The sequence below is a fragment of the Paludisphaera rhizosphaerae genome, assembly GCF_011065895.1.
GTDB lineage: Bacteria > Planctomycetota > Planctomycetia > Isosphaerales > Isosphaeraceae > Paludisphaera > Paludisphaera rhizosphaerae.
In genome coordinates this window covers 1-24,338 of sequence record NZ_JAALCR010000050.1, presented here as the reverse complement: position 1 = coordinate 24,338, position 24,338 = coordinate 1, and the positions used below count along the sequence as shown (strand labels likewise).

Below are 24,338 nucleotides of genomic sequence, written 5' to 3'. Positions count from 1 at the left end.
GATGAAGCCGCCTGAATCGCCGATCGCCGACGACGACTTTGCCGATTCTTCCGCCTCTTCGCCGAAGATGCCGGCCGAATTCGGCCTCTGGATGGCGGTTTTCGTCGTCGTCGCCAGCATGGTGGGGACGGGGGTTCTGACGACTTCCGGCTACACGATGTATCTCGTGGGCAGCAACCAGTGGATGCTGGGGCTTTGGCTCATCGGCGGCCTGATCGCGATCTGCGGGGCGCTGACTCTGGCCGAACTGTCGGCCGCCTTGCCCAAAACGGGGGGCGACTACGTTTACCTCTTCGAGGCGTATGGGCCGCTCGCCGCGTTCCTGTCGGGCTGGGTGTCGTACCTGATGGGCTTCGCCTGTCCCAGCGCTTCGGCGGCCTACGCGGCGGCGAAGTATGTGCTGGCGCCCATGCGGCTGACGGATGATCGGGCGATGCTCGCCGAGCGCGGGCTGGCGACGCTGGCGGTCCTGATTTTCGCGGCGATCCACGTCTCGGGCAGACGGCGGACGACGATGGTTCAGGGATGGATCACGGGCCTCAAGGTGGGGGTCCTCGTGGTCCTGATCGTCGCCGGCCTGGCTGCGGGCTGGCGGAACACGGCGAACCTCTCCGACTCCAGACCGATCACCGTGGACCTGGCGACGACGATGCTGTTCTCGCTGGTGTTCATCTACTATGCGTACACCGGCTGGAACGGGGCTTCGTACCTGGCCGGGGAGATCCGCGACCCCCAGCGCGTGTTGCCGAAGGCCATTCTGATCGGCACGGGGCTGGTCGTTCTACTCTACCTGGCGGTGAACACGGTCTACGCTCTGGCTCTTTCAGCGGCCGACGTCAAGGCGATCGTCGACGACCCGGCGAACAAGCAGGGGCTCGACGCCGTGGCCAAGATCGCCGACATCGCCTCTCGAAAGCTGTTCGGAGACCGGTGGTCTGACCCGCTGAGCGTGGCGATCGGCCTGATGATGCTCTCGTCGTTGAGCGTTTATATGCTTCTGGGGCCCCGCGTGATCTACGCGATGGCGAAGGCCGGCCAGTTCCCCGCGGTGGCTGCGAAGCTGACCCCCGGCGCGGAGACGCCGGCTGTTGCGACGTTCTTCCAGATCGTCGCGACGCTGACGCTGCTCTGGACGAACTCGTTCGAGAAGTTGTTCATCTACGCCAGCGTGGGCCTGTCGCTCTTCTCCTTGCTCTCGATGAGCGCGATCTTCGTCCTGCGTTGGAAGCGGCCCGACCTCGACCGCCCGTTCCGCACTCCAGGGTATCCTGTGACGCCGGCCGTCTACCTGCTGTTGACGGGCGTTCTGCTGGTCGCGGCGTTCATCAACTCGTGGGAGACCTCGACGATCGCCCTCTTCAGCATGCTGGTCGGCATCCCAATTTACTACCTGATGCCCCGCAAGCCGGTCTGAGCGGTCGGGGCTCCGTTAGAGCTTCAGCAACTTCGTCGCGTTGCCCCGCTCGATGGCGGCTCGAACGTCGGCGGGGATGTCGAAGCCGGCGAGCATCTGGAACTGGGGAACCTCCTGGCCGGGCTTGAGGTAGTCGGTTCCGAACAGGAGCCGATCGGCCCGGCGGATCAGGAAGCCGCGGCCGAAGTCCGGGTCGCGGCTGATCGCGTTCGAGCCCGAGCCGGCCGAGAGGTCGCCCCAGAGGTTCTTGTGCTTGTCGAACAACTGGTCGAGGGCTCCGCCGGGGGCGACCTTCGTCTTGGGGTAGGAGCCCAGCCCGGCCGTCTTCAGGTCGCCGGAGATCGACGCCCAGAAGCCAGGGCCGTGACCGATGAAATTGAGGTTCGGGAAGGCGGTGAGGACCCGGTCCAGGCCTGGCAGCCCAGCCTGGTCGGTCCCTCGGATGTCGTCGCAGTGGAAGAGGACGGGAAGCTTGAGGTCGTCGCACGCCTCATAGGCCGCCATCATCCTGGGGTCGTCGATCGGCAGGCCGACCTTGTGCTCGCCGAAGCCTTTCACCCCCTGATCGACGTACTCCTTGAGCATGGCGACCAGACCCTTGCGACCTCCCCGGTAGCTGGTGCGCGGGTCGATGCAGCAGAAGGGGATGAGGCGGTCGGGGAAGGCCTTCGCGCCGGCGAGGGCCTGCTCGGTGAGGTTCAGGTAGCTGGACGACTCGGGGGAGACCAGCGGCAGAACGACCGCCTTGGCGATGTTGTTGTCGTCCATCCAACGGACGAGCGCCTCGGGCGTCATCGGTTCGTCGCCGTTCCAGGTTCGTCCCAGATGCGTGTGGACGTCGATGTAAGGCCCGCCGACCGCCGCGCCGGCCTGAGCGCGAGGCACTCGACTGTAGGCCATCGCCGCCGCCGAGGTCGTCAGCGCAGTGTGGAGAAACCGTCTCCGGTTGGTGAACCCAGGACCCATCGAGACCCCTTTCTGAAGACTCCTCGCACGCCAGCTTCCGGCGGGCCTGGCGAGGAATCCCCTTTTCACTCAGCCATGAAATCCGGACTGAAACGCGTCCGGGCCCGATGATAGCAGCGCCGGCAACGGTGTTCGAGGCGTCGGCGCGCGGGGCCTATCATTCGGCTTCGGAGCGGAGTACGATCACCGGAGCGACCCTGCGGAGCGACGGCGTCCGCCACGGGTCAAACCCTTCCAACGTCAGGCGAGGCGGACGACGATCATGAGCGAGAGCATTACGAGGCGGGGGTTCGTGGGGACGGCCGGCGTCGCGGTCGGTGCGGCTTCGGCGTTCGCCGCGCCGGCGATCGGCAAGTCCGGGGCCGCGGCTCCGAGCGAGCGCAAGCGGTTGGGGATCATCGGCCCTGGCAGCCGGGGCAACCAGCTTCTGGACACGTTCCTCAAGGAGGAAGACGTCGACGTGGTCTCCGTCGCCGACGTCGACGACCGCCATGCCGGCGATACGGCCGATCGCATCAAGAAGATCAAGGAGTGCGAGCGGCCCGAAACGATGCGCGACTATCGCGCGATGCTCGACCGCAAGGACATCGACGCCGTCATCATCGCCACCCCCGACCACTGGCACGCCCTGCCCACGATCCACGCCGTGCTGGCCGGCAAGGACGTCTACGTCGAGAAGCCCGTCGCCCACAACGTCGCCGAAGGGCGAGCCATGATCGAGGCCGGCAAGAAGACCGGCAAGATCATCGCCGTGGGCACTCAGCAGCGCTCCTCCAAGCACTTCGGCAAGGCCGTCGACATCGTCCGGTCGGGCCAGCTCGGCAAGGTTTTCTGGGTCCAGACCTGGAACTATGAGAACATCAGCCCCGTCGGCATGGGCGTCTACCCCGACTCGCTGGAGGCCCCGCCGTACGTCGACTACGACCGTTGGCTCGGCCCCGCGCCTTCGCGGCGGTTCAACCCGAACCGCTTCCACCTGCTCTTCCGCTGGTTCTCCGACTACGCCGGCGGCATGATGAGCGACTGGGGCGTCCACCTCAACGATATCGTCCTGTGGGCGCTCGACGCCAAGGGCCCGAACAGCGTCTACGCGACCGGCGGCATCGAGACGACCGACGACGACCGCGACACGCCCGACACGCTCCAGGTCGTCTACGAGTTCCCCACGGCCACCCTGACGTACTCGATGCGCAAGGGGAACGGCTACAAGTTCAACGGCAACGGCTACGGCATCCTCTTCTGCGGCACCGACGGTACGTTGATGCTGAACCGCGAGGGCTACGAGGTCATCCCGGACAAGATCGACGAGCCCTACGGCATCAAGCTGGTCCACGGGCCCCGCGAGAACCGGAAGATCACCCTCGAACCTTCCAAGGAGAAGGGGGACGACGGCCAGAAGCCGCACGTCCGCAACTTCCTGGACTGCCTCGCGTCTCGGGCCAAGCCGACGAGCGACATTGAGATCGCCCACCGCTCCACCAACACCTGCCACCTGGGGAACATCGCCTACAGGGTCGGCCGCAAGCTCAACTGGGACATCGAGGCCGAACGCTTCAAGAATGACCCCGAAGCCGACGCCTTGCTCTCCCGCGAGGCCCGCAAGGGGTTCGAGTTGCCCAAGATCTGATCGTGGACTCCATGGGCTGGGTCGCGACCCAGCCCATGGGTTTCTCGTCGGCCGTCTTCCCGCTTCGTTCCGAGACCCGCCTCATGCCCGCCAACATCGGTCAGATCGTCCGCATCGTCGGCTTGCTCATGGAGATGTTCGGTCTGGCGGCGGTTGCGCTCGGCGGACGGGACGGGGGGCGCAGCCTGTTTGGAATGACGTCGAACCAGGTGTGGTCGATCGTCGCCGTTGGATTTGCGTTCTGGCTGACGGGGACGATCCTCATCTTCCAGGAGGCCGCCCGTCGCCGCGAGGATGCGGAGGACGAGTAGCCGCCGCCGGTCGACTCAGCCCTGGGCCTGCTTGGCCCACGGGCTGTTGGGATATTCCTGCTTGAGCCGCTGGCTGTACTCCTCAGCGCGGGGGAGTTGGCCGAGCTTCCGGAAGACCTGTTCGATCCGCCGAAGGGCTCGGGGGTGCTCCTCCTTGTCCTTGGAATAGAGCAGGTCGACGTGCAGGTAGGCGAGGAGCGCGTCCTTGGGCTTGGCCGCCGCTGAGAGGCAGTCTCCCAGGGTGTTGTACGCCTTGGACTGGATCAGGACGTCGTCGGGCGCGGCGGCGGCGATCACCTGGCGGACGAGGGACTCGGCCTCATCGTACTTGCTGGCGGCGATCAGCGCCTCGGCCTTCACCATCTTTAACTCGACCTGGCGAGTCGGCTCGTCGGAGGCTGCGGCGATGAGGCGGTCGAGGTCGGCGGCGGCGCCCTTGGCGTCTCCTTGCTTCAGCAGAAGGCGGGCCTTGAGGACGGCGGCGTTGTTTGCTCCTGGAGGGATCTTGGCCAGTTCGGCGATGTTCGCCTCGGCCCCCTTGTAGTCCTCGGTGTGGAGCTGCAGCCGGGCCAGGGCCACCCGCGCCGGGACGACGTGCCGTCCCTTGGAGTAGGACTGGATGAACGCCGTGAGCTTGCCCAGCGCCTCCTTCACTCGTTCTGGCTCGGTCAGGGCCAGATCGGCCAGGGTCGAGGCCTCGCCGAACTTGGCGGCCTCGACGACGAACGCCTTACCGGCGGCCTCGGTCGCGGCCTTCTGGTATTGCGTGATCGCGTCCGAGGCGCGGCCAGCGTCGGCACTGGTAATCGCAAGCTGCAACGAGGCTGGCTGGCCCTGGTACTCGATGGATTCGATCTGGTCGGTGGGGACGTTGATCGTGCTGTTCCCCAGCGAGACGGCCACCTCGGAAGGCGATTCGGCCGTGACCTGGCCGCGCACCGCCCCCCCCTGCCCCTGCTTGAACGTCGTGCCGGCGATGAGATTGATCACGTCGCCGCGCGCGGCGAGCGGAGAGGCGAGCAGAGCGAAGACGATCGCCATGCGAAGAGGGGTGGGATGGGTCACGGCGTGGCTCCTGGGATGGCCTTTCGGTCAACTCGCTCGAAGGTTGGGGGCGTCTGACGTCACTTCAACTTCGCCAGCAGGCTCTCGTACTTCTCTTTCATCTCGGGCGTGCCGACGGTCGGGTTGAGCCGCATGACGGCGGTCAGGGTCTGGCGGGCCTTGGGATTCTGTTTCTGTTTCGACAGGGCGATCGCGGCTCGATACCAGGCTTCGAAGTAAGATTCCGGCTTGGGTCTGACGCGGCCGAGTCTCTGGGCGAGATCCTGCCAGTGGGCGGCGGCCGCGGCCCACGATCCCTGGCCGGCTTCGGCCTGGGCGTCGAGCAATTCGCCCTTCTCGAACTGCGGATCGGCATAACGCTTGAAGGTCTCGTCGGCCATGAGCTCGTCGATCTGCGAGGCGGCCTGATCGAACTTCTTCTGGACGCGGAGCGCCGTGGCGAGCTTCACCTTGGCGCGGAGGAGCCGCTCCGGCCCCCCCTTCTCCTTGAGGAAGTTGGGATCGGCCTGGGCGTCTGCGATCACCCGGCGAAGGATGGTCTCGGCGTCGGCGCCAGCGTCGATCGAGAGCAGGCCCTCGGCGGCCCACCGCAGGGTTTCAAAGGTCTGGCCGGACTTGCTCTCGGCCAGCGAGGTCAGGGCCTTGCGGTACGCGTCCTTAAGCTGGGTCACCTTCAGAGGCTGGTTGGCCTTGGCGAGTCGCTCCAATTCGGTTTCCAGCAGCCGTCCGAACCGGTAGTAGAGCTGAGTGCGGTTGACGCCGTCGCCGCTGGCCTCAACGGCTCGCATCGAGGCGATGGCCGCCTCAACCTGGCCCGCGCCGACCTGGGCGAGCAGGTACGATTCCATCAGCCGGCCGAACGCAGGGCCGGTCTTGGTCTTCTGGGCGTCGACGATCGGCCTGAGGGTCTTGATCGCCTCGTCGGGCTTGTCCGATTCCGTCAGCGCGGAGCCCAGGTCAGCGGCGTTGCCGAGATAACCGGCGTCGTCGACGGGGGCTCCAGCCGCCTTGCGGTCGTCGAGCGCTTTCTTGAGGATCGTCACGGCCTCGGCGGCCTCGGCGTCGGATTCGGGCTTCTTGTCATCACCCGCCCTGGCCAGAGAGCGACTCTTGGCCCAGTGGGCGCCGCCGAGCCGGGTTTGGGCCTCCAGCCGCCGCGGCGACCGCTCGGGGACGGAGGCGAAATCGGCGGCGGCCTGGTCGAACTCGCCGCGGCCCTGGTGGATCTGGCCCAGGAGCATGCGGGCCTCGTCGGCCTCTTCACGCGTGGGCCAGGTGGCGACGGTGTATTTGGCCAGGTCGATGTAGCGATCCAGGTCCCCGGGGCGATCGAGTTCCCGGGGGTTGTTGTACTGGTCTAGGATCGCCTGCGAGGCCAGCGCGGAGGCCGGGGGCGCCAACTCCGACCGCGACTTGTTGCGAGCCAGCCAGCCGGCCGCGACCTCGGCCTCGGGGAACTTCTTGTCCATGTACAGGGCATAGGCCAGGTGGAAGCGGCTGAGGTCGATCTTGTCGGCCTGTCGCGGCCCCGCCTTGGCGACGGCCGTCCGCAGAAGCGCGACGGCTCGGGCCCACTCGCGCGAGCCCATCGCCTCGTCGGCCTGGAGGACCGCCTCGTCGAAGCTCAGGCGGGCCAGTTCCTTGGGCTCGATCGCCGAGCCGGGCTTGTACTTCTTGAGCATCGCCACGGCGTCGTTCTTGAAAGGCGTCGGCATCCGGACGACCTGCGAGAGCGCCTCGACGATCTTCTTGGTCGCAGCCTCTCGATCCGCCTTGGGCGTGTCCTTGTTGATCTGGGCGTCGAGGCTGCGGGCCAGCTCGTAATAGACGCCGACGCCGTCCATCGAACGCCTTTCCTCACGGCGGTCGTAGGTTTGCAGCCATTTCACGGCCTCGTCGGCCGCCAGGGGGAACTGCTGTCGCTTCGTCAGGGCGACGATGTAGAAGTAGTGGACGGTGCGCTTGATGTCGCGGAGCCGAGGATCGGGCTGATCCAGGATCGTTTTGTAGAGGCCGATCGCTTCGCCGATCTTCCCCTGCTCCTCGTAGCACTTGCCCTGGAAGGTCTGGGCCATGAATCCGGCCATGCTTTGCCGGTAGTCCTTGTTGACCTCGTCGAAGCGGGCCAGGGCATAGTTCAGCAGGTCGGCGCGTTCCTTGGATTCCGCCGGGAAAGTCTGGGCCTTCTCGTACATGGCGAGGCCCTGCTTGAGCCGGGCGTCGAGCATGTTGTCGCGCCTTCGATCGCGCTCAGCGATGCGGGGGTCGCCTCGCTCCATGAAGCCGGCCAGCTTCTTGTGGGCCTCGGCGAGACGTTCGGCGGCGTGGCCGTAGGCGTCGGCGGCCTGGCCGAACATGTCGCGGGCCTCGTCGAGCTTGGATTTCTTGCGATCGGCGTCGGTTGAGTCCTCGCCGACCAACCGTGCGAGATGGCCGCGTTCGAACAGGCTGCGGGCGATCTCGATCAGAGCTTCCAGCGTCGCCTGATCTTCGGGGCGGTCTTTCACGAACATGCTTAGACGGCCGGCGGCGCGGTCGAGCAATTCGCGGCGCCGAGCCAGGTCGACGCTGTGCGACGCCTCGTCGATCAAGGCCCGGCCTTCGTGGTAGTCGAGCAGGCCCTTGAGAGGCTGGCCGAGACCGGGGTCGGACCGAAGACGCTCGATGTACTCCGACGCCAGGTCGTACATCCCCTTTTCGCGGAGGGCCGTCAGGAAGGTTTCCGCCGTGCGCGGGTCCTCGCCGCCGTGAGCCGTGTCGGCGACGAGGCCGACGCCGATCCAGACGCTTGCGGCCACGATGAGGATTCCGGGACGGGACATCGACGACTCCCTCATGTGTGGACCTGGAATCGGAGCCGTCGCCTGCGCGGGGCTCTGACGGGTGTTTTCATCCTGGGCCGACGGCGCCGGCGAACGCGAACCACCACTCAATGTAATGGATTACGAACGAGTCTCGGCCGACCGTCGTCAGAAGCGGCCAGTAGGGGATGAAGGTCGCGTACCAGCCGTCGTATCCGGTGAACTCGCGGAGGCGGCAGGCCGTCGCCAGAATCGGGCCGCTGCTCAAAATGTAGATGAGCGTCAGGGCGAGGAACAACACGCCGAATCGACCAAATGGGTTCCTCACAACCACCTCCCGCCCCAACGATCCGCGGCCGCCTCTCTTGGTTCAATCTAAGGCGGATTTCGGCCGGGTCAAGCGGCCGGGGCTCAGCCTTGCGACTTCAAATACTGATCGACCTTCGCCTGCAGCGGGGGCGGCAGCTCCAGGCCGACCGCGCGGCCCTTGGCAAGCACCTCGTCGGGTTGCCAGCCGTGGGCTCGGGCTTGCTGGAGCAGCACCAGGGCGGCGGCTCGGGCTCCCTTCATGCAGTGGACGAGCACCTTCCCCTTCGCCGCCTCGCGGTCGATGAAATCGCTGGTCGCCGTCACCCCGGATTCGGTCAGCGGCGGTTGGTCGATCGCGTAGTGATGGTAGGCCATCCCCAGGTCGGCGACTTCCTTCCCCTCGGCGGCGACGTCCATCGGCTGCGCGGGCTCGCCGTCCTTGCGGAGATTCACGACGGCCACATAGCCTTCCGCCTTGAGCCGAGCAAGATCCTCCGCCGAAGGCTGATCCGCAATGGTGATCCGGTCGGTGATCGGCCGTTCCAGGTTCATGGCGACTCCTCGGCGATTTACGGGCGATAGGTAGGCGCGACCCGAACCCCGACGGGAACGCGACTCTCTTGATTCTACGTCGCATCGCCGCGAGAGCGAGGTCCCTCCCCTTTCTGCTTCAACCTCGGATTGACGTCCGAGGCGACTTCGGCGAGAATACCTACCGGTCGGTAGCTTGTCTTCTTTTGCCAGTCGGCAAGGTCGAAAGGTCTGGGATGACGGTCGCGAAGCCGGAAGACAATGAGGCGGCGCGGCACATCGCCAGAGCGGCGGCGCGGCTGTTCGCTCGGCAAGGGTTCGAGGCCACGTCGACGAGGGAGATCGTCGAGGAGGCGGGCGTTGCCAAGCCGACGCTCTACTACCACTTCGGGAGCAAGGAGGGGCTGGCGAAGACCATTCTGGTCGAACCCATCTCCGAGCTTTCCGCTCGACTCAAGGCCGTGATCGACGGCGAGCCCGACCCCGTCCGGGTGCTGGAACGAGTGCTTGAGGCCCATTTCGACTTCTGCCGCGAAGATCCAGACCGTTCGCGGTTCTTCTTCGCGGTGGGGTTCGGTCCCCCCGAGGCGGGCGTCGCTCCGTTCATGGAGTGCTGCAAGGCCGACCTTCACGGCTGGACTCAGGCGGCCTTTCAACGTTGTGTGGACTCTGGGCTGGTGGCCCCGGAAGACGTCGACGATTTCGAGACGATGTTCCGAGGCGTCCTGATGGTCTCCATCATCGACTTTCTCTATAAGAACAAACCGCTCGGGGAGGACCGCACGCGCGTGCTCGTCGCGGCGCTGCTCCGAGCTTTCGAGGACCGTCGCCCCGTCGCGGGCCAGGAAGGTCGCTCATGAAACGTAGGACGTCAGCGTCGATCCTGGTCGCAGCGGTCCTGGCGACAGCCTGGGCCGGCTGCGCACATAAGGAAGAGAAGGCGGCCGAGAACAAGGCGGCCGAGGCGCCGCAGCCCGTCGTGGTGACCGTCGCGCCGATTGAAAAGCGATCGGTCGAACGGACCATCGAGGCCGTCGGCTCGCTGCGAGGCTGGGAGCAGGTGACGGTCGGCTCCAAGCGGTCGGGCCGGGTGTTGAAGGTCTTCCACGACATGGGAGACCGCGTCAAACCCGACGAACCGCTGGTGCAACTCGATCCCGTCGACGCCCAACTCGCCTATAACGCGGCCGAATCCCGATACCTGGCGGAACTGGTGCGGCTGGGGATCACCTCGCAGATGGCCGACGATTTCGTCCGCCGCTACGGAATCAGCGAAACCCTGGTCAACGGGCCTCAGACCGAGGAGGTCATCGAGAAGGTCGCCGCCGTCGTCCAGTACAGGCTGTCGATGGAGAAGGCCGCCGCGGACCTCGCCCGCCAGCGCAACCTCAACCGCAAGGGGGCCAGCACCACCCAGGAGCTTGAGGATCGCGAGACCGACTATCGGACCTCGATCGCCGCGTACGACAACGCCAAGTCGACCGCCCGCAACATCATCGCCATGGCCCTGGCCAGCCGCGTGAACCGCGACCAGCAGGAGCAACTCCTCAAGGACATGACGATCCTCGCGCCTCAGCCGCAGGAGGCGGTCCCGACCAAGGCCAAGGCCGACGACGTGGTCTACGCCATCGCCAGCCGCTCCGTGGCTGAGGGGCAGATGATCAAGGAAGGCGAGGCGGTCTTCGACATGGTCATCGAGAACCCCCTGCGACTCTGGCTGACCGTCCCCGAACGCTTCAGCGATCGCGTTCGCGAGGGACAGCCCGTTCGGATCTCGGTGGCCTCGCATCCCGGTCGCACCTTCGAGGGGAAGGTCGCGCGGATCAACCCGACGATCGACTCCGCCAGCCGGACCTTTCACGTTGAGGCCGTGGCTCCGAACGAGGAGCGTCTGCTGCACCCGGGCGGTTTCGCCAAGGCCGTGATCGTCACCGAGGCCGCGGCCGACGCCGCCGTCGTCCCGATCGAGTCGGTCGTTCAGTACGCCGGCGTCACCAAGCTATTCCTCCTCGACGGCGACAAGGTCCGATCCATCGACGACCTGGTTCTCGGCAGGGAGGGGACCGGTTGGGTCGAGGTGACCAGCAAGAAGCTCCCAGCCACCGGGCAGGTCGTCGTCACCGGCCAGACCAAGTTGGCTGACGGAGCCAAGATCTTCGTCCGCCCTCCCGAATCCGCCAAGTCCGAGGCTTCGACGCCGATCGAACCTGATCAACCCGAGGCTCCCAAGCAGCCCGCGCCGGCGAAGTCTTGACGAGAACCGAACACGTCCCGAGGTCCGTCCTATGACGCTGTCCGACGTCTGCATCAATCGCCCCGTCTTCACGTGGGTGCTGGTGATCGTCCCGCTGGTGCTGGGGGCCGTCTCCTACTCCGAGCTGGGCGTCGACCTCTTCCCCGACGTCGACTTCCCCGTCTGCACGGTGACCACCGTGCTGCCGGGGGCCAGCGTCGAGGAGATGGAGTCGACGGTCACCAAGCCCATCGAGGACATCATCAACACGGTCTCCGGCATCGACGAGCTGCGCTCGACGACGCAGGAGGGGGTGTCGGTCGTCACCGTGCAGTTCCTGCTCTCGAAGAACGGAGACGTCGGAACGCAGGAGGTCCGCGACAAGGTCAACACGATCCTCGGCGATCTCCCCGATGGGACCGACCCGCCGATCATCGACAAGTTCGACACCGGCTCGATGCCCGTCGCGACCCTGGCAATCTCCGGCCGTCGCGACTTCCGCGAGGTGACCGAGTTGGCCCGCCGCCAGATCAAGGAGCGACTGGAAACGGTGCCCGGCGTGGGCTCGATTAACCTCGTCGGCGGCCGGACGCGGGCGATGAACGTTGTCATCGACACCGACCGCCTCGCCGCCTACGACCTCTCGGTCGACGACGTCCAGCAGGCCCTGTTGCGGCAGAATCTGGAAGTCCCCGGAGGCCGCGTCGATCAGGGCCCGCGCGAGCTGGTGCTTCGGACGTTGGGGCGGCTCCGGACGGAAGCCGAGTTCAACAACCTCATCATCGCCAACCGCAACGGCTATCCGATTCGGGTCAAGGACGTCGGCCGCGCCGAGGACTCGTTCGAGGAGCCTCGGAGCCTCGCCCGGCTCGACGGCGATTCCGCTGTGAGCCTGGTGGTCCAGAAGCAGTCGGGGGTCAACACGGTCCAGCTCGTTCACGACGTGAAAGAACGGCTGGAGACGATCATGCAGACCCTCCCTCCGGACATCGCCATCGAGATCATCCGCGACCAGTCGCGGTTCATCGAGAAGTCCATCGAGGAGGTGAAGTTCCACCTGATGCTGGCGGCCGTGCTGGTCTCGGGGACGATCCTGCTGTTCATCCGAGACTGGCGAACGACCCTCATCGCCACGATGGCGATCCCGACGTCGATCATCCCGACGTTCATGTTTATGCGGTACATGGGCTTCACGCTCAACAACATCACGATGCTCGCCCTGATCCTGGCGATCGGCATTGTGATCGACGACGCGGTGGTCGTGCACGAGAACATCTTCCGCCATATGGAGGAGGATGGTCTCGACGCCATGACGGCCTCGCGCAAGGGGACGAAGGAGATCGCCCTGGCGGTCATGGCGACCAGCCTCTCGCTGATCGTCATCTTTCTGCCGATCGCCTTCATGGGAGGCATCGTCGGCCGGTTCTTCTCCAGCTTCGGCGGTACGGTGGCCTTCGCCGTGGCGATGAGCCTGTTCGTGTCGTTCACCCTGACGCCGATGCTCTGCTCGCGGTTCCTCAAGTTGGAGCCGGGCGAGGGTGGTCACGGCGCGGCGTCCAAGTCGGGCTTCATCTGGCGGATCATCGACGGCAGCTACGGCGGGATGCTCCGCGGGGCGCTCCGATTCAAGTTCGTGGTTATCATCATCGCTCTGTTGACGTTCCTGTCGACGATCCCCATCGGCAAGGCGGTGGGCTTCTCACTGATCCCCCGCGACGACCAGAGCGAGTATGAGGTCAGCGTCACCACGCCCGAGGGCTACAGCCTGGAGCGAACCTCGAGCCTCATGAAGGAGCTGGAGGAGCGCGTCTGGAAGCTCAACGGGACGAAACACGTCTTCACTCAGATCGGCTCGACCACCGGCCGGGCGGTGAAGGGAGCGGGCGACGTCACCCGGGCGACGATCTACGTTCGCATGGCCGAGCTGGAAGAGCGCGACTACACCCAGTTCGCCATCCAGCAGGAGGCCCGCGCGTTTCTGGCCGACTACCCCGACCTCCGCGCCAGCGTCAACGACGTCTCGGCCTTCCAGGGAGGACGTCGTCCACAGACTTTCCAGATCAACCTGGGGGGGCCCGACCTGGAGCAACTGTCGGTGTACGCCGATAAGCTCGTCGAGGGTCTGAAGCGCGACGGCCGGGTCGTCGACCTGGACACGACGCTCTCGCTCCGCAAGCCCGAGGTTCAGGTGAACGTCGACCGGGAGGCGGCCAGCGACCTGGGCGTGCCGGTCGGAACGATTGCCGACAGCCTCCGCGTCCTCGTCGGCGGTCTGCCGGTCACCCGGTTCCGCGACGGTGAGGAGCAGTACGACGTCTGGCTCCGTGCCGACGCCAAGCTCCGCGGCTCGGTTGACGAGATCTACCAACTCACCCTCCCCTCGTCGAAGGCCGGGCTGGTGAAGCTCTCCAGCCTTGCGAAGCTCGTCGACGAGCGGGGGCCGACGGAGATCGAGCGGCTCAACCGCGAGCGGATCGTGACCGTGCTGGGTAATCCCGAGTCCATCGCCCTGGGCGACGCCGTCACGCTCGCTCAGGGGGTCATCAAGGACATGGAGATGGGGCCCGGCTACTCTTACGTCCTGACCGGCCAGGCCAAGACGCTGGCGGAGACGGCCTACTACTTCGGGATCGCCTTCGGGCTCTCGGTGCTGTTCATGTACCTGATCCTGGCGGCTCAGTTCGAGAGCTGGACCCAGCCGATCTCCATCCTCATGGCCTTGCCCGTGACGATCCCCTTCGGGCTCCTGTCGCTCTACTTCTTCAGGACGCCTCTAGACCTCTACGCGATGTTCGGGCTGTTCATGCTCGTGGGCATCGTGAAGAAGAACGGTATCCTCCAGGTCGACGCCACGAACCAGCTCCGGGCGCGGGGGGAATCACGGCACGACGCGATCGTCGAGGCCAACCACACCCGGTTGCGGCCGATCCTGATGACGACGGTCATGCTGGTGGCCTCGATGGTCCCGATGGCCCTCGGTCAAGGCCCCGGTGCAGGGGCTCGCGCGAGCATGGCCAAGGTCATCATCGGCGGCCAGATGCTCTCCCTCGTCCTGGCGCTTCTGGTCACCCCCGTCTTCTACGCCCTGCTCGACCAGTTCGTCTGCTTCCTGCGCCGCATGGGCGTCCGCTTCTCAGTCGAACAAGCCCCGGCGCTCGCGGCTGAGGCCCCGGCGAGGGAGTGGGAGACGGTCGAGAGCGCGCGATAATCCTATGCGAGGGTGAAGCACCCTCTCCCGTTGGGAGAGGGTGGCCCGGAGGGCCGGGTGAGGGTCGTCGGACTGCAGGCGTAGCGACGGGTCTTCGAGCGTCTGCGTCCGACATGCCCTCCGAAATCCCATGACCTTCACCCGCCGCTACGCTCCTGCCCTCTGCCGAGGGAGGTCGCGATTCAGACGCAGCCCTTCGAAACACAAACCGCCGCTCGATCACGTGGGGATCGAGGCGGCGGTGAGATGTCTTGCGTTCGGTTTCGAGGAGGGAGCGAGGGCCGCTCGGGAGGCTCAGTTGGCCTCGACGAGCGGGGGTACCATGGCCATCCGATTGACGATCTCAGCCGCGTCGGTCGCGCGTCTAGGGTCGGAGTATTTCGCCAGGGGGGCGGACGTCGTACCGTCCGAATAAACGCCGACGACAGTGAACAGGCCGTGGGACGCCCGGGTCTCGGCTCGGAGGAAAAGCCCCGAGCGGATCAGAGAGACCAGGTTGTGCTGCCAGAGTTGGGTTTCGGCCAGTTTCGCAGTCATGGCGTTCCTCTTTTCTTATGGAGATTGCCGACCTCTGTGATCATTTGACGCAGCCGTCGGACGTCCCTCGAACTCCAGTCGTCGTGCTTCGTGGCCTTGAATCTCGGATGATGGTGGAACCGAAGGTCCGGAACTCGACGATCGACGGCTTCTGACTTCTCCTCTTTCCTCTCGTCCCCTCTAGTGATTAAGACGCTTCTCGGGGCGGTGATGTTCGCGACGTCTTCGCCAGGTGCTTCGTGGGAGGCCGCTCCTTATTTGAGAATGTAGCCTACCGCGGCTCCAATCCAAGGCGCGCCCCACGATTCTTCAGGATTCCTCAAGACGACGATCTTGGCCAGAGCAAAACCAGGGCCGTTCTCGCGAAGACTTGACAAACTCCGGGCTTCCCACACCGGCCCGGCCGTTCCAACGGCGTCGCCGATCTCTCCGATCTCGACGACCTCGTCACTCCTCTCGTTGCAAACAGGCGGCCTTCATGGGACTTGCAACGATTCGACCGTCCTCCCGCCGACGTCGGCACCGATCGGGCGGGTCGCCGTGGTCGTCCGGCTGCTCGGCAAACCGGAGGTTGCGGCTGCACTTTCTCCGGGCAAATCTTGCACACGAAGTACACGAAGCGGGTGAAGGATTTGCTCTCGCCCCGAAGCTCGCTCCCGGGTAAGACTTCGCCGGCCTGGAATAGTAGGAATACGGGGAGCGAGGAAGCTCATGACACCCAGGTTGGCGGTAGCCGCCCTGATTGCGATCTCGGCGCTGTTTCGAATCGTCGCGGCGTCGAATCTGGGGCTTGGGAACGACGAGGCGTACCACTTCCTGTACGCCCTGCACCCGGCCCTGAGTTATTTCGACCACCCGCCGATGCTTGCCTGGGTCGAGACGCTTGGGTTGTCCGGCTCGCCCGACCTCTACTCGGCCCTCGCCCTTCGGGCGGGCTTCGTCGCCCTTTTCGCGGGCTCGACGTACCTCATGGCCCGGATTGCTGGGCGCTGGTTCGGCGGCTGGGCCGGATTCTACGCGGCGCTGGCGCTGAACCTGACCGGCTATTACGGGCTGGCCGTGGGGACGTTCGCTCTGCCCGACGGCCCCCTGCTCTTCTTTTGGCTCCTGACCATCGACCGCATCGACCTCGCTCTGGAACGGCCCGACCGCCTCCGGCTCTGGGCGGCCGTCGGCCTGGTCTGGGGGCTGGCGATGTTGAGCAAATATCACGCGGTCTTTTTGCCCGCCGGGACCGTCCTTTACCTGGCCTTGCGGCCGGGCCGGCGACGGCTGCTGCTTCATCCCGGGCCTTATCTGGCGGTCGCACTCGGCCTGATCGTCTTCAGCCCGGTCATCATCTGGAACGTGAACAACGGCTGGGCGTCGTTCGCCTTCCAGGGGAGCCGCGCCGTCGGAGGGTTCCGACTCCGGCCCGACTGTCTTCTCGGAGCGATCGCCGCGCAGGCGGCCTATCTGTTCCCGTGGATCTGGGTGATGCTGATCGCCGTCGGCTGGCGGCTGATCGCCGGTTGGAAGGACCGCGACGACGAGCACGAGCGCCTGGCGCTCTGCCTTTGCGTCGCGCCTTTGGGCGTTTTCACGGCGGTCGCCTGCACCCGGTCGGTGCTGCCCCACTGGGGGCTGATTGGGATCGTCCCACTTTTCCCATCGCTCGGCCGAGTTCTGGCTGATCGAGCGATCGCTCTGCCGACGCAGTCGCGACGACGGCTCGCGTTGGCTGCTGGGTTCTCGGTCGTCGTCCTGGCGATCACGCTGACCGAGGCTCGCACGGGATGGGTCCAGCGATCGGGCCTGTTGACGGCGAAGACCGATCCCACGGCCGACGGCTACGGCTGGGATCAGGTCGCAGACAGGCTTGAGGGGCTGGGCGTGCTGGACGATCCCCGGACCTTCATCTTCACCCGCAACTGGTTTCAGAGCGCGCAGATCGCCCACGCGACGCGGCTCCGACGCCCGGTCGTCTGCTATAACATGGGCGACGCTCGCGGTTTCGCCTTCTGGAGCGATCCGGCCGAATGGGTCGGCCGCGACGGCGTCATGGTCATGATCGACGACGACTACACCCCGTTCGCCTTCTACGAACACTTCTTCAAGAGCTGCCAGCCGCTCGACGATTTCCAGGTCGTCCGCGCCGGCGTTCCTTTGCGACGCGTCCGGGTCTTCCGGCTCAACGAGCAGATTGCAGCCGTCCCATATCGGTACACGCGGGAGCAGGCCCTTGAGCGCGACCGGCTCAAGGAGCAACTCTCCGAGTTCCTCAGGGACGACCCCTCGCCTCCCCAGATCGGCCGCAGACCGGCTGCGACGCGCGTCGACTGATCGCCCCAATTGGCGGCGGGCCCCTTGATCTCGTATCCTCGGGAAGGCGAGCGAACCGCGCGCGGGCGGCCGTCCCTTGATTGTATGGATACGACCCACCGCGCGATCGGCGACCAGGAGGCGACCCCCTTGAAGTGGCATGCGACGACGATCCTCTCGGTGCGGAAGGGGGGTAAGGTCGCCATCGGCGGCGACGGCCAGGTGACGCTGGGGACCCAGGTCATGAAGGCCGACGCGGTGAAGATCCGCAAACTGCTGGACGGCCAGGTCATCGTCGGCTTCGCCGGCTCGGCGGCCGACGGCTTCGCCCTGCTGGAGCGGTTCGAGGGCAAGCTGAAGGACCATCCCAACAATATCCCCCGGGCCGCTATCGAATTGGCCAAGCTCTGGCGGACCGACCGCGCCCTGCGCCGGCTGGAGGCCGTCCTGCTGGTCGTCGACGCCCGCCACAGCCTGATGCTCACCGGCTCCGGCGACGTCATCCAGCCGACCGACGGTCTGCTCGCCACCGGCTCCGGCGGAGGCTATGCGCTGGCGGCGGCACGGGCGTTGGTCGCTCATTCGAACCTCTCCGCTGCCGAGATCGTCCGCGAATCGCTGACGATCGCGGGGGGGATCGACATCTACACGAACACGCATCTGACGGTGGAGGAACTCCCGTGTCCGAGCACGAGCTGACGCCCCGGCGGATCGTCGCCGAACTGGATCGCGACATCGTCGGCCAGGCCGACGCCAAGCGCGCGGTGGCGATCGCCCTGCGCAACCGTTGGCGGCGGCGGATGCTTTCGGACGACCTTCGCGCCCAGGTGACACCCAAGAACATCCTGCTGATCGGCCCGACCGGAGTCGGCAAGACCGAGATCGCCCGTCGGCTGGCGACCCTCGTCGGCGCTCCGTTCATCAAGACCGAAGCAACCAAGTTCACCGAGGTCGGCTACTACGGTCGCGATGTTGAGAGCCTGATCCGAGACCTCGTCGAGGCGTCTATCCTCCTCGTCCGCGAGATCGAGCGCAAACGCGTCCAGGAACAGGCCGAGGCACGCGTCGAGGACCGACTGCTCGACCTGATGCTGCCGCCGCAGTCGTCCCCCTCGCCATCGCCCTGGGATCCGACCCCGCCGCCGGGAGCCGCGGACGAGGCGGCCGAACGTCGGGCGCGGTCGCGGGAGAAGCTCCGGGCTCGGCTGACGGCCGGCGAGTTGGAGGACCGCGAGGTCGAGGTCATGATCCCCGGCCGATCCGCCCCGCCGGTCTCGATCCTCGGCGCGGGGAACCTGGAGCAGATGGAGATGGACATCCAGGGGATGTTCGAGAAGATCATGCCCAAGGCCGCCAAGCCGCGTCGGACGACCGTCCGCGAGGCCCGGCCGATCTTGCTCCAGCAGGAAGTCGACGCTCTCCTCGACCCCGAGAAGGTGAACCAGGCGGCCGTCGAACTGGCCCAGGAGTCGGGGATCGTCTTCATCGACGAGATCGACAAGGTCGCCGGCGACGACGGCGGCTCGCGGGGGCCCGACGTCTCCCGCCAGGGCGTCCAGCGCGACCTGCTGCCCATCGTCGAGGGGACGACGGTCAACACCAAGTACGGCCCGGTGAAGACCGACCACATCCTCTTCGTCGCGGCCGGAGCATTCCACCGCAGCAAACCGTCCGACCTGATGCCCGAACTCCAGGGGCGGTTCCCGATCCGGGTCGAGATGCACGACCTCGCCCGCGACGACTTCGCCCGGATCCTTCGGGAGCCTCGGGCCTCCCTCCTCCGCCAGTACGAAGCCCTGCTTAGCGCCGAAGGGGTGACCATCGAGTTCACTGACGACGCCATCGAGGCGATGGCCGATCTGGCGTTTCAGGTCAACCGTTCCACCCAGAACATCGGCGCTCGCCGCCTGCACACGATTCTCGAACGGGTGCTGGAAGACGTCAGCTTCGACGCCCCCGAACGCAAGGGGGAGCGAATCGTCATCGACGCCGTCCTCGTCCGCAACCGCCTGGACGACGTCGCCCGTGACGAGGATCTCAGCCGCTACATTCTCTGAGGCCTGCAAGAGTCGGCCAATAACTCTGGAACTCGACCCGAACGCGGCTTCGCTTTGGGTCCGTTCGCGCGCCGCGCCAAGCCGCCTTGGTTGACGGAAGTCTTGCGTTAACATCAGGTTCGGCATTGAGAAATCGCCCTTGGGCGCGGGTTTGTTCGACCATTTTCGCGTGCGTTCGGTGGGGGCCTTCCCCTCTCGGCGAGGGCCTGGCGACTGGGCTCCCCCTGTCTCTAGGTTACGACCAAAACGGGCTTCGCTTTCGCTTGTCGCAATGCCGCGCGAGGATTTCGACGGTCGGCTTGCATGACTACGAAGACCTTCGTTGACAGGTTGGAGACTGGGGCGAATAGCAAAAATACGGACGCGGGCGGTAGTCGAATGCGACCGGCGGGATAGTATTGTTGAGCGTTCGAGGGTTTCGACGAAAAGTCGACGACTTCTCGGCGACCTCTCCCTTGCTCCCATCTTTGCTCAGATGCGCACCCAGGAGACGCTCATGTTGGTCGGCAAGTTGATCGTCGAGTTCATCGGCACCTTCTTTCTGGTTTTCACCGTAGGTATGACGGTGAAATCGCCCGACGCGGCTGCAATGGCACCGCTGGCCATCGGCTCGGCGCTGATGATCATGGTGTATGCGGGCGGACACTTCTCGGGGGGCCACTACAACCCGGCTGTCACCCTGGGCGTCACTCTGCGGGGCAAGCTCAGCTTCGCCGACGCCGTCCCCTACTGGATCGCCCAGTTCATCGGAGCGGTGGCCGCCGCCGCGGCCGTGCAGTTCATCAAGGCCAGCGCGACCGGCGGACTGCCTCCTGGACCGCCGGCGGGCGATTACACGGTTCCCGCCAAGCTGCTCGTCGAGTTCTTGTTCACCTTCGCCCTGGTCTACGTCGTGCTGAACGCGGCTACGGCCAAGGGAACTGAGGGGAACTCGTTCTATGGCCTGGCGATCGGCTTCACGGTCGTCGTCGGCGCGTTCGCCGTCGGACCGGTTTCGGGCGGGGCGTTCAACCCGGCCGTTGCCGTCGGCGCGGCGGTCATGGGCCTGGGCAAGTGGGCGGACATCTGGATCCCCCTCGCGGCCGACTTCCTCGGCGGCGCCGCCGCGGCGATCCTCTTCACCTCGATCGACATGGGCGGCGACCGCACCACCACCTCATGATCGATGGACCGGGCACGCCTCGACGCTCGGTCAATCGCCGGCGTCGGGCCGTGCCGCATTCTTCCAGAACCGCCGGGTCTCGGCCGTGATCCGGGCCTGGCCGTCCTTGATCAGGTCCAGCAGTCCTTCGTATAGAGCCTCCGACTGCTCGGGAAGGCCCAGCAGTCGGAGGCTCGTCAGCGCGCGGGTGATCCGCAGCCAGTTGTGGTCGGGCGCGAGGAAGATCTGGCGTTTGGATTCGAAATCGGCCGCCGGGACGACCCGCCCGTCCTTCTCCTCCAGGCCCACGAACGCCAGGAATCGGTCGAAGGAATGTTTGAGGTTGTCGCGGAGGACCGGCTCGTCCTGGAAGGCGGCGATGTCTCGGTCGGAGAGGATCGGGGCGTACGGATTGAACCGGCTGGCCTGCTGGAGAGGGAAAATCCACTGGATGAAGTCGTGGTGGAACTCCATCTCGTCGTCGGAGAAGGCCCAGACGTCGGCCAGCTTCCTCCCCTCCGCATCCTCCCCGGTCCCGCGGTAGAATTCGACGAGCTGCGACATGGCCGGGCGGCTCCTCTGGGGGGAGTTCAACGGGGCAGGCTTGTTGGAGCCGCCCTTCGTCCTGGCATTTTACCCGGTCGGCGGCGAATTCCATCGGAGAAGCGATGTCGAGCCGAGGCGGGGAGGATGGCGATTCGGATCGCGACCGTCGGATGATGGAACGCGCGCTGACGCTGGCGCGCGAGGCTGCCGCGATGGGCGAGGTCCCCGTGGGAGCCGTGGTGGCGATCGGCGATCGCGTCGTCTCCCAGGCCTACAACCTCCGGGAGACGATCCACGATCCGACCGCCCACGCCGAGCGGGTGGCGTTGACGCTCGCGGGTCGGGCGCTGGGACGCTGGCGGCTCGACGACTGCACACTCTACGTGACGCTTGAACCGTGCGTGATGTGCGCCGGGGCGATCGTTCATGCGCGGATCGCCCGTCTGGTTTACGGAGCGGTCGATCCCAAGGCGGGAGCCTGCCGGAGCCTTTATCGCCTGGTCGACGACCGCCGTTTGAATCATCGCGTTCCAACGACGGCAGGGATTTTGGCGGAAGACTGCGGCGAAATCCTCAGTCTGTTCTTCCACGATCGACGGCTTTCCTCTAAACTACGTTGACCAGCCACAAACACCGGAGGGGTGCCTGAGTGGTTGAAAGGGCCGGTCTCGAAAACCGGTGTACCGCTCCGCGGTACCGTGGGTTCGAATCCCACCTCCTCCGCTGGCAATGCCGGACGATCCGGCTCATCAATGCCGATACTCTGCTCCCTGGGGGCTTCTCTCAAAGCCCAGCGTCGGGAGCGTTCGATGCGGCGGCCTGAAGGCTGTCGCATCCTCTCGGGTTTCCCATTCAGGTAGCCGCATCGTCCACTCGGCGATGCGTTTACATCTGGGTGCGTGGAAAGCCGCATATTCCTCTCTAAGCCCACCTTGTTCGCCGTCCTGCCGCCCTTGACGATTGCTTAGGGTTTCCTTAAGATCTGACAAGCATTTAACCTGTCCGAGGGCTGGGCTGACGATGATAGGGCGTCTCATCGATCACAGTGTTTACGTCCTGGCGGCGGCAGCATTGCTGCTGGCGGTGACGTCCGCACCGATGAGGCATCACAGCCCACGTCCATCGGCGTCTTCCTACAGCTCCCTGTCACTGGCTCACAATTATCCAGTTTGCAAGGACGGTTACCGCGGTCGGTCCAAAACAGCGGCCGGCTGCTCGTTCCGTGCGGCCGACCCCCTTGGGGCCGACTTCAAGGATGAGCTGGAAGCCGACATCGAGATCGAAGATGAATTGAGCGTGGCGACTCCGCCCGTCTCCGTGTGCTTCGATGCACGACCGACGCCCTCTCTCAAGCCTCACGCCGAATTGATCAACTCTGCCGTCGCGCTCGCCGGCCGACCGCTGCGCTGTTGACCTGTTCTCCGTCCAGCGTCGTCGACGCTGCGCGGACGCGATCATCGGGGGGGGACGCTCATCGTTCCCACGCTTCCTCATCAGGATTTGAAACCGCCCCGACGGATCGCGTGCCGTTAACGTCAACGCCGCCATGCTAGTTTGATCAGCCTTGTTCAGAGGCGCGGCGACAAGGAACGCCGATCGGCCTCGCCCTCCCAGGGACCTCCCTCCCTCTCCCAGGTCCCTAATCCGTCGTCAGCCGACCGCAAGCCTTGGGCATCGTCATTCATAAATCGTCGTTGACGTGCGCAGGCGTGTACGAAGGTTCTCGTCAAGGATTTTGCGTTTTTCCGACGGCCCTTCGCCTTTTCTGAACGTACTTTACGGCAGAGAGGCGAACCGCTGGAGATTTTCTCGCCCGAGGTTCTGAACGTCGATCGGCCGCTGATCGGCCAGGAGCAATGAAGGCTATGCACGCCACCCTCGTCGTCGTCCGGCGAATTATCAAAATCCTGGTGCTGACGGTCCTGGCCGTCGTCGGCGGCGTCCTCGGGTTGTCGAAGATGGGGATCGACGTTCTTCCGCCCCCCTACTCGGAGAAGGTCCACGCCAGCGTGGAATACCTGACCGAGCACTACCATAAGGCCAGGGAGCTCGTCTCCAGCAAGCTGGAGGGACACGGCGAGGGAGAGGAAGCCCACCATGAACCCCACAAGGTCGTGGTGACCACTCCCAAGATCATGGACGTCACCCTCACTGAGCGGTACGTCTGCCAGATCCACTCGCAGCGACACATCGAAGTCCGCGCCCTGGAGAGCGGCTACCTGGAGAACATCGCGGTCAGGGAAGGACAGACGGTCAAGAAGGGGGACCTGATGTTCAAGGTCATCCCGGTCCTCTACCAGGCCAAACTGGACGCCGAGCTGGCCGAGGCTCAACTCGCCCAGTTGGAGTTCAATTACACGAAGAAGCTGTCTGAGTCCAAGGTTGTCGCCCCGACGGAAGTCTCCCTGCTCCAGGCCAAGCTGGCCAAGGCTCAGGCCAAGGCGGCCCTGGCGAAGGCCGAGTTGAACTTCACCGACGTTCGGGCCCCCTTCGACGGAATCGCCGACAAGCAGCTCCACCAGTTGGGCAGCCTCGTCAATGAGGGGGACATTCTCACGACCCTCTCCGACAACAGCACCATGTGGGTCTATTTCAACGTCCCCGAGAGGCGCTATCTCGAATACATGGCGGAGGTCGGCCAGAACAAGGAAGCCCCAGTCATCGAGCTGGAGTTGGCGAACCACAACACGTTCCCGCAGCCCGGCAAGATCGGTGCGATCGAGGGCAAGTTCAACAACGAGACCGGCAACATCGCCTTTCGCGCGGACTTTCCGAACCCCGACAGGCTGCTCCGGCACGGCCAGACCGGCACCATCCTGTGGAGCCGGCCGTTGCACAACGCCCTCGTCATCCCGCAACGGGCGACCTTCGAGAATCTGGCCAAGCAATACATCTACGTCGTCGGCGAAGACGAGGTGGTCCGTCAGCGTGGGATCACCGTCGACCACGAACTCGACGACATCTACGTCCTCGCCGAGGGGGTCATCGACCCGAAAGAGAAGCTCATCGTCGAAGGGACCCGTCAGGTCCGCGACGGCGACAAGGTCGAATACGAGTTCCGCGAGCCGGAAGAGGTTCTCGCGCACGCGAAGCACAAGGCGGAGTAACGAGCAAGGTTCTGAAAGCAGAATCAAGCCGTCTTAAGAATCACTTCCTGGGTTTAAAGCCAGCGAGGGCGCTCGAAGTATGCTCGCGAATATTCTGCATCGACCGGCGTTGGCCATCGTCATCTCGATTTTGATCGTGTTCCTCGGCGCCCTGGCCATCAACACCCTGCCGATTTCCCAGTTT

The 24,338-nt window shown here is 65.4% G+C and carries 20 protein-coding genes and 1 tRNA gene; 14 read left to right on the top strand and 7 right to left on the bottom strand.

All coding sequences use genetic code 11. From position 1 onward, the window contains the following. The first annotated feature begins 1 nt into the window (after position 1). Entirely contained in the window at positions 2-1,414 is a 1,413-nt protein-coding gene (locus G5C50_RS30490) for an APC family permease (protein WP_165075439.1), read from the top strand. Positions 1,415-1,429: 15 nt separating this feature from the next. Here G5C50_RS30490 and G5C50_RS30485 read toward each other — a convergent pair whose 3' ends face one another. Beyond that, positions 1,430-2,380, bottom strand: a complete 951-nt coding sequence (locus tag G5C50_RS30485) for an amidohydrolase family protein (protein ID WP_165075437.1) — start codon at positions 2,378-2,380, stop codon at positions 1,430-1,432. A 262-nt stretch (positions 2,381-2,642) separates the two neighbouring features. Between G5C50_RS30485 and G5C50_RS30480 the strand changes: the two genes are divergently transcribed. Together G5C50_RS30480 and G5C50_RS30475 are read left to right on the top strand one after the other, a co-directional pair. Then, on the top strand, positions 2,643-4,007 hold the full coding sequence (locus tag G5C50_RS30480; protein WP_240907426.1) for a Gfo/Idh/MocA family protein: 1,365 nt from the start codon (positions 2,643-2,645) through the stop codon (positions 4,005-4,007). Positions 4,008-4,090: 83 nt separating this feature from the next. Further along, on the top strand, positions 4,091-4,318 hold the full coding sequence (locus tag G5C50_RS30475) for a hypothetical protein (RefSeq protein ID WP_206107925.1): 228 nt from the start codon (positions 4,091-4,093) through the stop codon (positions 4,316-4,318). Positions 4,319-4,333: 15 nt separating this feature from the next. Here G5C50_RS30475 and G5C50_RS30470 read toward each other — a convergent pair whose 3' ends face one another. From G5C50_RS30470 to G5C50_RS30455, 4 genes are all read right to left on the bottom strand, one after another. Then, positions 4,334-5,383, bottom strand: coding sequence for a tetratricopeptide repeat protein (locus G5C50_RS30470; RefSeq protein WP_165075431.1), 1,050 nt, complete (start codon positions 5,381-5,383; stop codon positions 4,334-4,336). 59 nt (positions 5,384-5,442) lie between these two features. Continuing rightward, positions 5,443-8,205, bottom strand: a complete 2,763-nt coding sequence (locus G5C50_RS30465) for a tetratricopeptide repeat protein (protein ID WP_165075429.1) — start codon at positions 8,203-8,205, stop codon at positions 5,443-5,445. 67 nt (positions 8,206-8,272) lie between these two features. After that, complete coding sequence (locus tag G5C50_RS30460; protein WP_165075427.1) at positions 8,273-8,512, bottom strand: hypothetical protein; 240 nt, start codon at positions 8,510-8,512, stop codon at positions 8,273-8,275. Between the two features lie 83 nt (positions 8,513-8,595). Then, positions 8,596-9,045 (bottom strand): beta-lactamase hydrolase domain-containing protein, encoded by a 450-nt coding sequence (locus G5C50_RS30455; RefSeq protein ID WP_165075424.1) that lies wholly within the window; start codon positions 9,043-9,045, stop codon positions 8,596-8,598. Between the two features lie 215 nt (positions 9,046-9,260). Here G5C50_RS30455 and G5C50_RS30450 point away from each other — a divergent pair, with 215 nt between their 5' ends. Genes G5C50_RS30450 through G5C50_RS30440 form a run of 3 tightly spaced genes read left to right on the top strand, consistent with a single transcriptional unit; the run spans position 9,261 to position 14,465 of the window. Beyond that, positions 9,261-9,884 carry a TetR/AcrR family transcriptional regulator gene (locus G5C50_RS30450; protein WP_165075422.1) on the top strand — a complete coding sequence of 208 codons (624 nt, stop codon included), beginning with the start codon at positions 9,261-9,263 and terminating at the stop codon, positions 9,882-9,884. Continuing rightward, a complete protein-coding gene (locus G5C50_RS30445; protein WP_165075420.1) occupies positions 9,881-11,278 on the top strand; it encodes an efflux RND transporter periplasmic adaptor subunit in 1,398 nt (465 codons plus the stop codon). The genes G5C50_RS30450 and G5C50_RS30445 overlap by 4 nt, the downstream gene beginning before the upstream one ends. 31 nt (positions 11,279-11,309) lie before the next feature. Beyond that, positions 11,310-14,465, top strand: coding sequence for an efflux RND transporter permease subunit (locus G5C50_RS30440; RefSeq protein ID WP_165075417.1), 3,156 nt, complete (start codon positions 11,310-11,312; stop codon positions 14,463-14,465). 294 nt (positions 14,466-14,759) lie between these two features. Here G5C50_RS30440 and G5C50_RS30435 read toward each other — a convergent pair whose 3' ends face one another. Next, positions 14,760-15,002: a hypothetical protein gene (locus tag G5C50_RS30435; RefSeq protein ID WP_165075414.1), complete on the bottom strand. Its 243-nt coding sequence runs from the start codon at positions 15,000-15,002 to the stop codon at positions 14,760-14,762. A 711-nt stretch (positions 15,003-15,713) separates the two neighbouring features. On the opposite strand from G5C50_RS30435, the gene G5C50_RS30430 reads away from it, so the two are divergent. The 4 genes from G5C50_RS30430 (at position 15,714) to G5C50_RS30415 (ending at position 20,522) form a co-directional block, all read left to right on the top strand. Beyond that, on the top strand, positions 15,714-17,324 hold the full coding sequence (locus G5C50_RS30430; protein WP_165075411.1) for an ArnT family glycosyltransferase: 1,611 nt from the start codon (positions 15,714-15,716) through the stop codon (positions 17,322-17,324). Positions 17,325-17,453: 129 nt separating this feature from the next. Next, on the top strand, positions 17,454-18,002 hold the full coding sequence (hslV, locus tag G5C50_RS30425; protein WP_165075409.1) for an ATP-dependent protease subunit HslV: 549 nt from the start codon (positions 17,454-17,456) through the stop codon (positions 18,000-18,002). Beyond that, on the top strand, positions 17,984-19,360 hold the full coding sequence (gene hslU, locus G5C50_RS30420; RefSeq protein WP_240907425.1) for an ATP-dependent protease ATPase subunit HslU: 1,377 nt from the start codon (positions 17,984-17,986) through the stop codon (positions 19,358-19,360). Before hslV ends, hslU begins: the two co-directional genes overlap by 19 nt. A gap of 496 nt (positions 19,361-19,856) precedes the next feature. Continuing rightward, complete coding sequence (locus G5C50_RS30415; RefSeq protein WP_240907424.1) at positions 19,857-20,522, top strand: MIP/aquaporin family protein; 666 nt, start codon at positions 19,857-19,859, stop codon at positions 20,520-20,522. Between the two features lie 30 nt (positions 20,523-20,552). On the opposite strand, the gene G5C50_RS30410 is transcribed toward G5C50_RS30415, so the two are convergent. Further along, positions 20,553-21,065 (bottom strand): opioid growth factor receptor-related protein, encoded by a 513-nt coding sequence (locus G5C50_RS30410; RefSeq protein WP_165075406.1) that lies wholly within the window; start codon positions 21,063-21,065, stop codon positions 20,553-20,555. Between the two features lie 104 nt (positions 21,066-21,169). Here G5C50_RS30410 and tadA point away from each other — a divergent pair, with 104 nt between their 5' ends. The 4 genes from tadA (at position 21,170) to G5C50_RS30390 (ending at position 24,154) form a co-directional block, all read left to right on the top strand. Continuing rightward, positions 21,170-21,667: a tRNA adenosine(34) deaminase TadA gene (gene tadA, locus G5C50_RS30405; RefSeq protein ID WP_220369797.1), complete on the top strand. Its 498-nt coding sequence runs from the start codon at positions 21,170-21,172 to the stop codon at positions 21,665-21,667. 15 nt (positions 21,668-21,682) lie between these two features. Further along, positions 21,683-21,770: transfer RNA gene (locus G5C50_RS30400), tRNA-Ser, on the top strand. 297 nt (positions 21,771-22,067) lie between these two features. Beyond that, positions 22,068-22,460, top strand: a complete 393-nt coding sequence (locus G5C50_RS30395; RefSeq protein ID WP_165075403.1) for a hypothetical protein — start codon at positions 22,068-22,070, stop codon at positions 22,458-22,460. Positions 22,461-22,912: 452 nt separating this feature from the next. Next, positions 22,913-24,154, top strand: a complete 1,242-nt coding sequence (locus G5C50_RS30390) for an efflux RND transporter periplasmic adaptor subunit (protein WP_165075400.1) — start codon at positions 22,913-22,915, stop codon at positions 24,152-24,154. Positions 24,155-24,338: the final 184 nt, after the last annotated feature.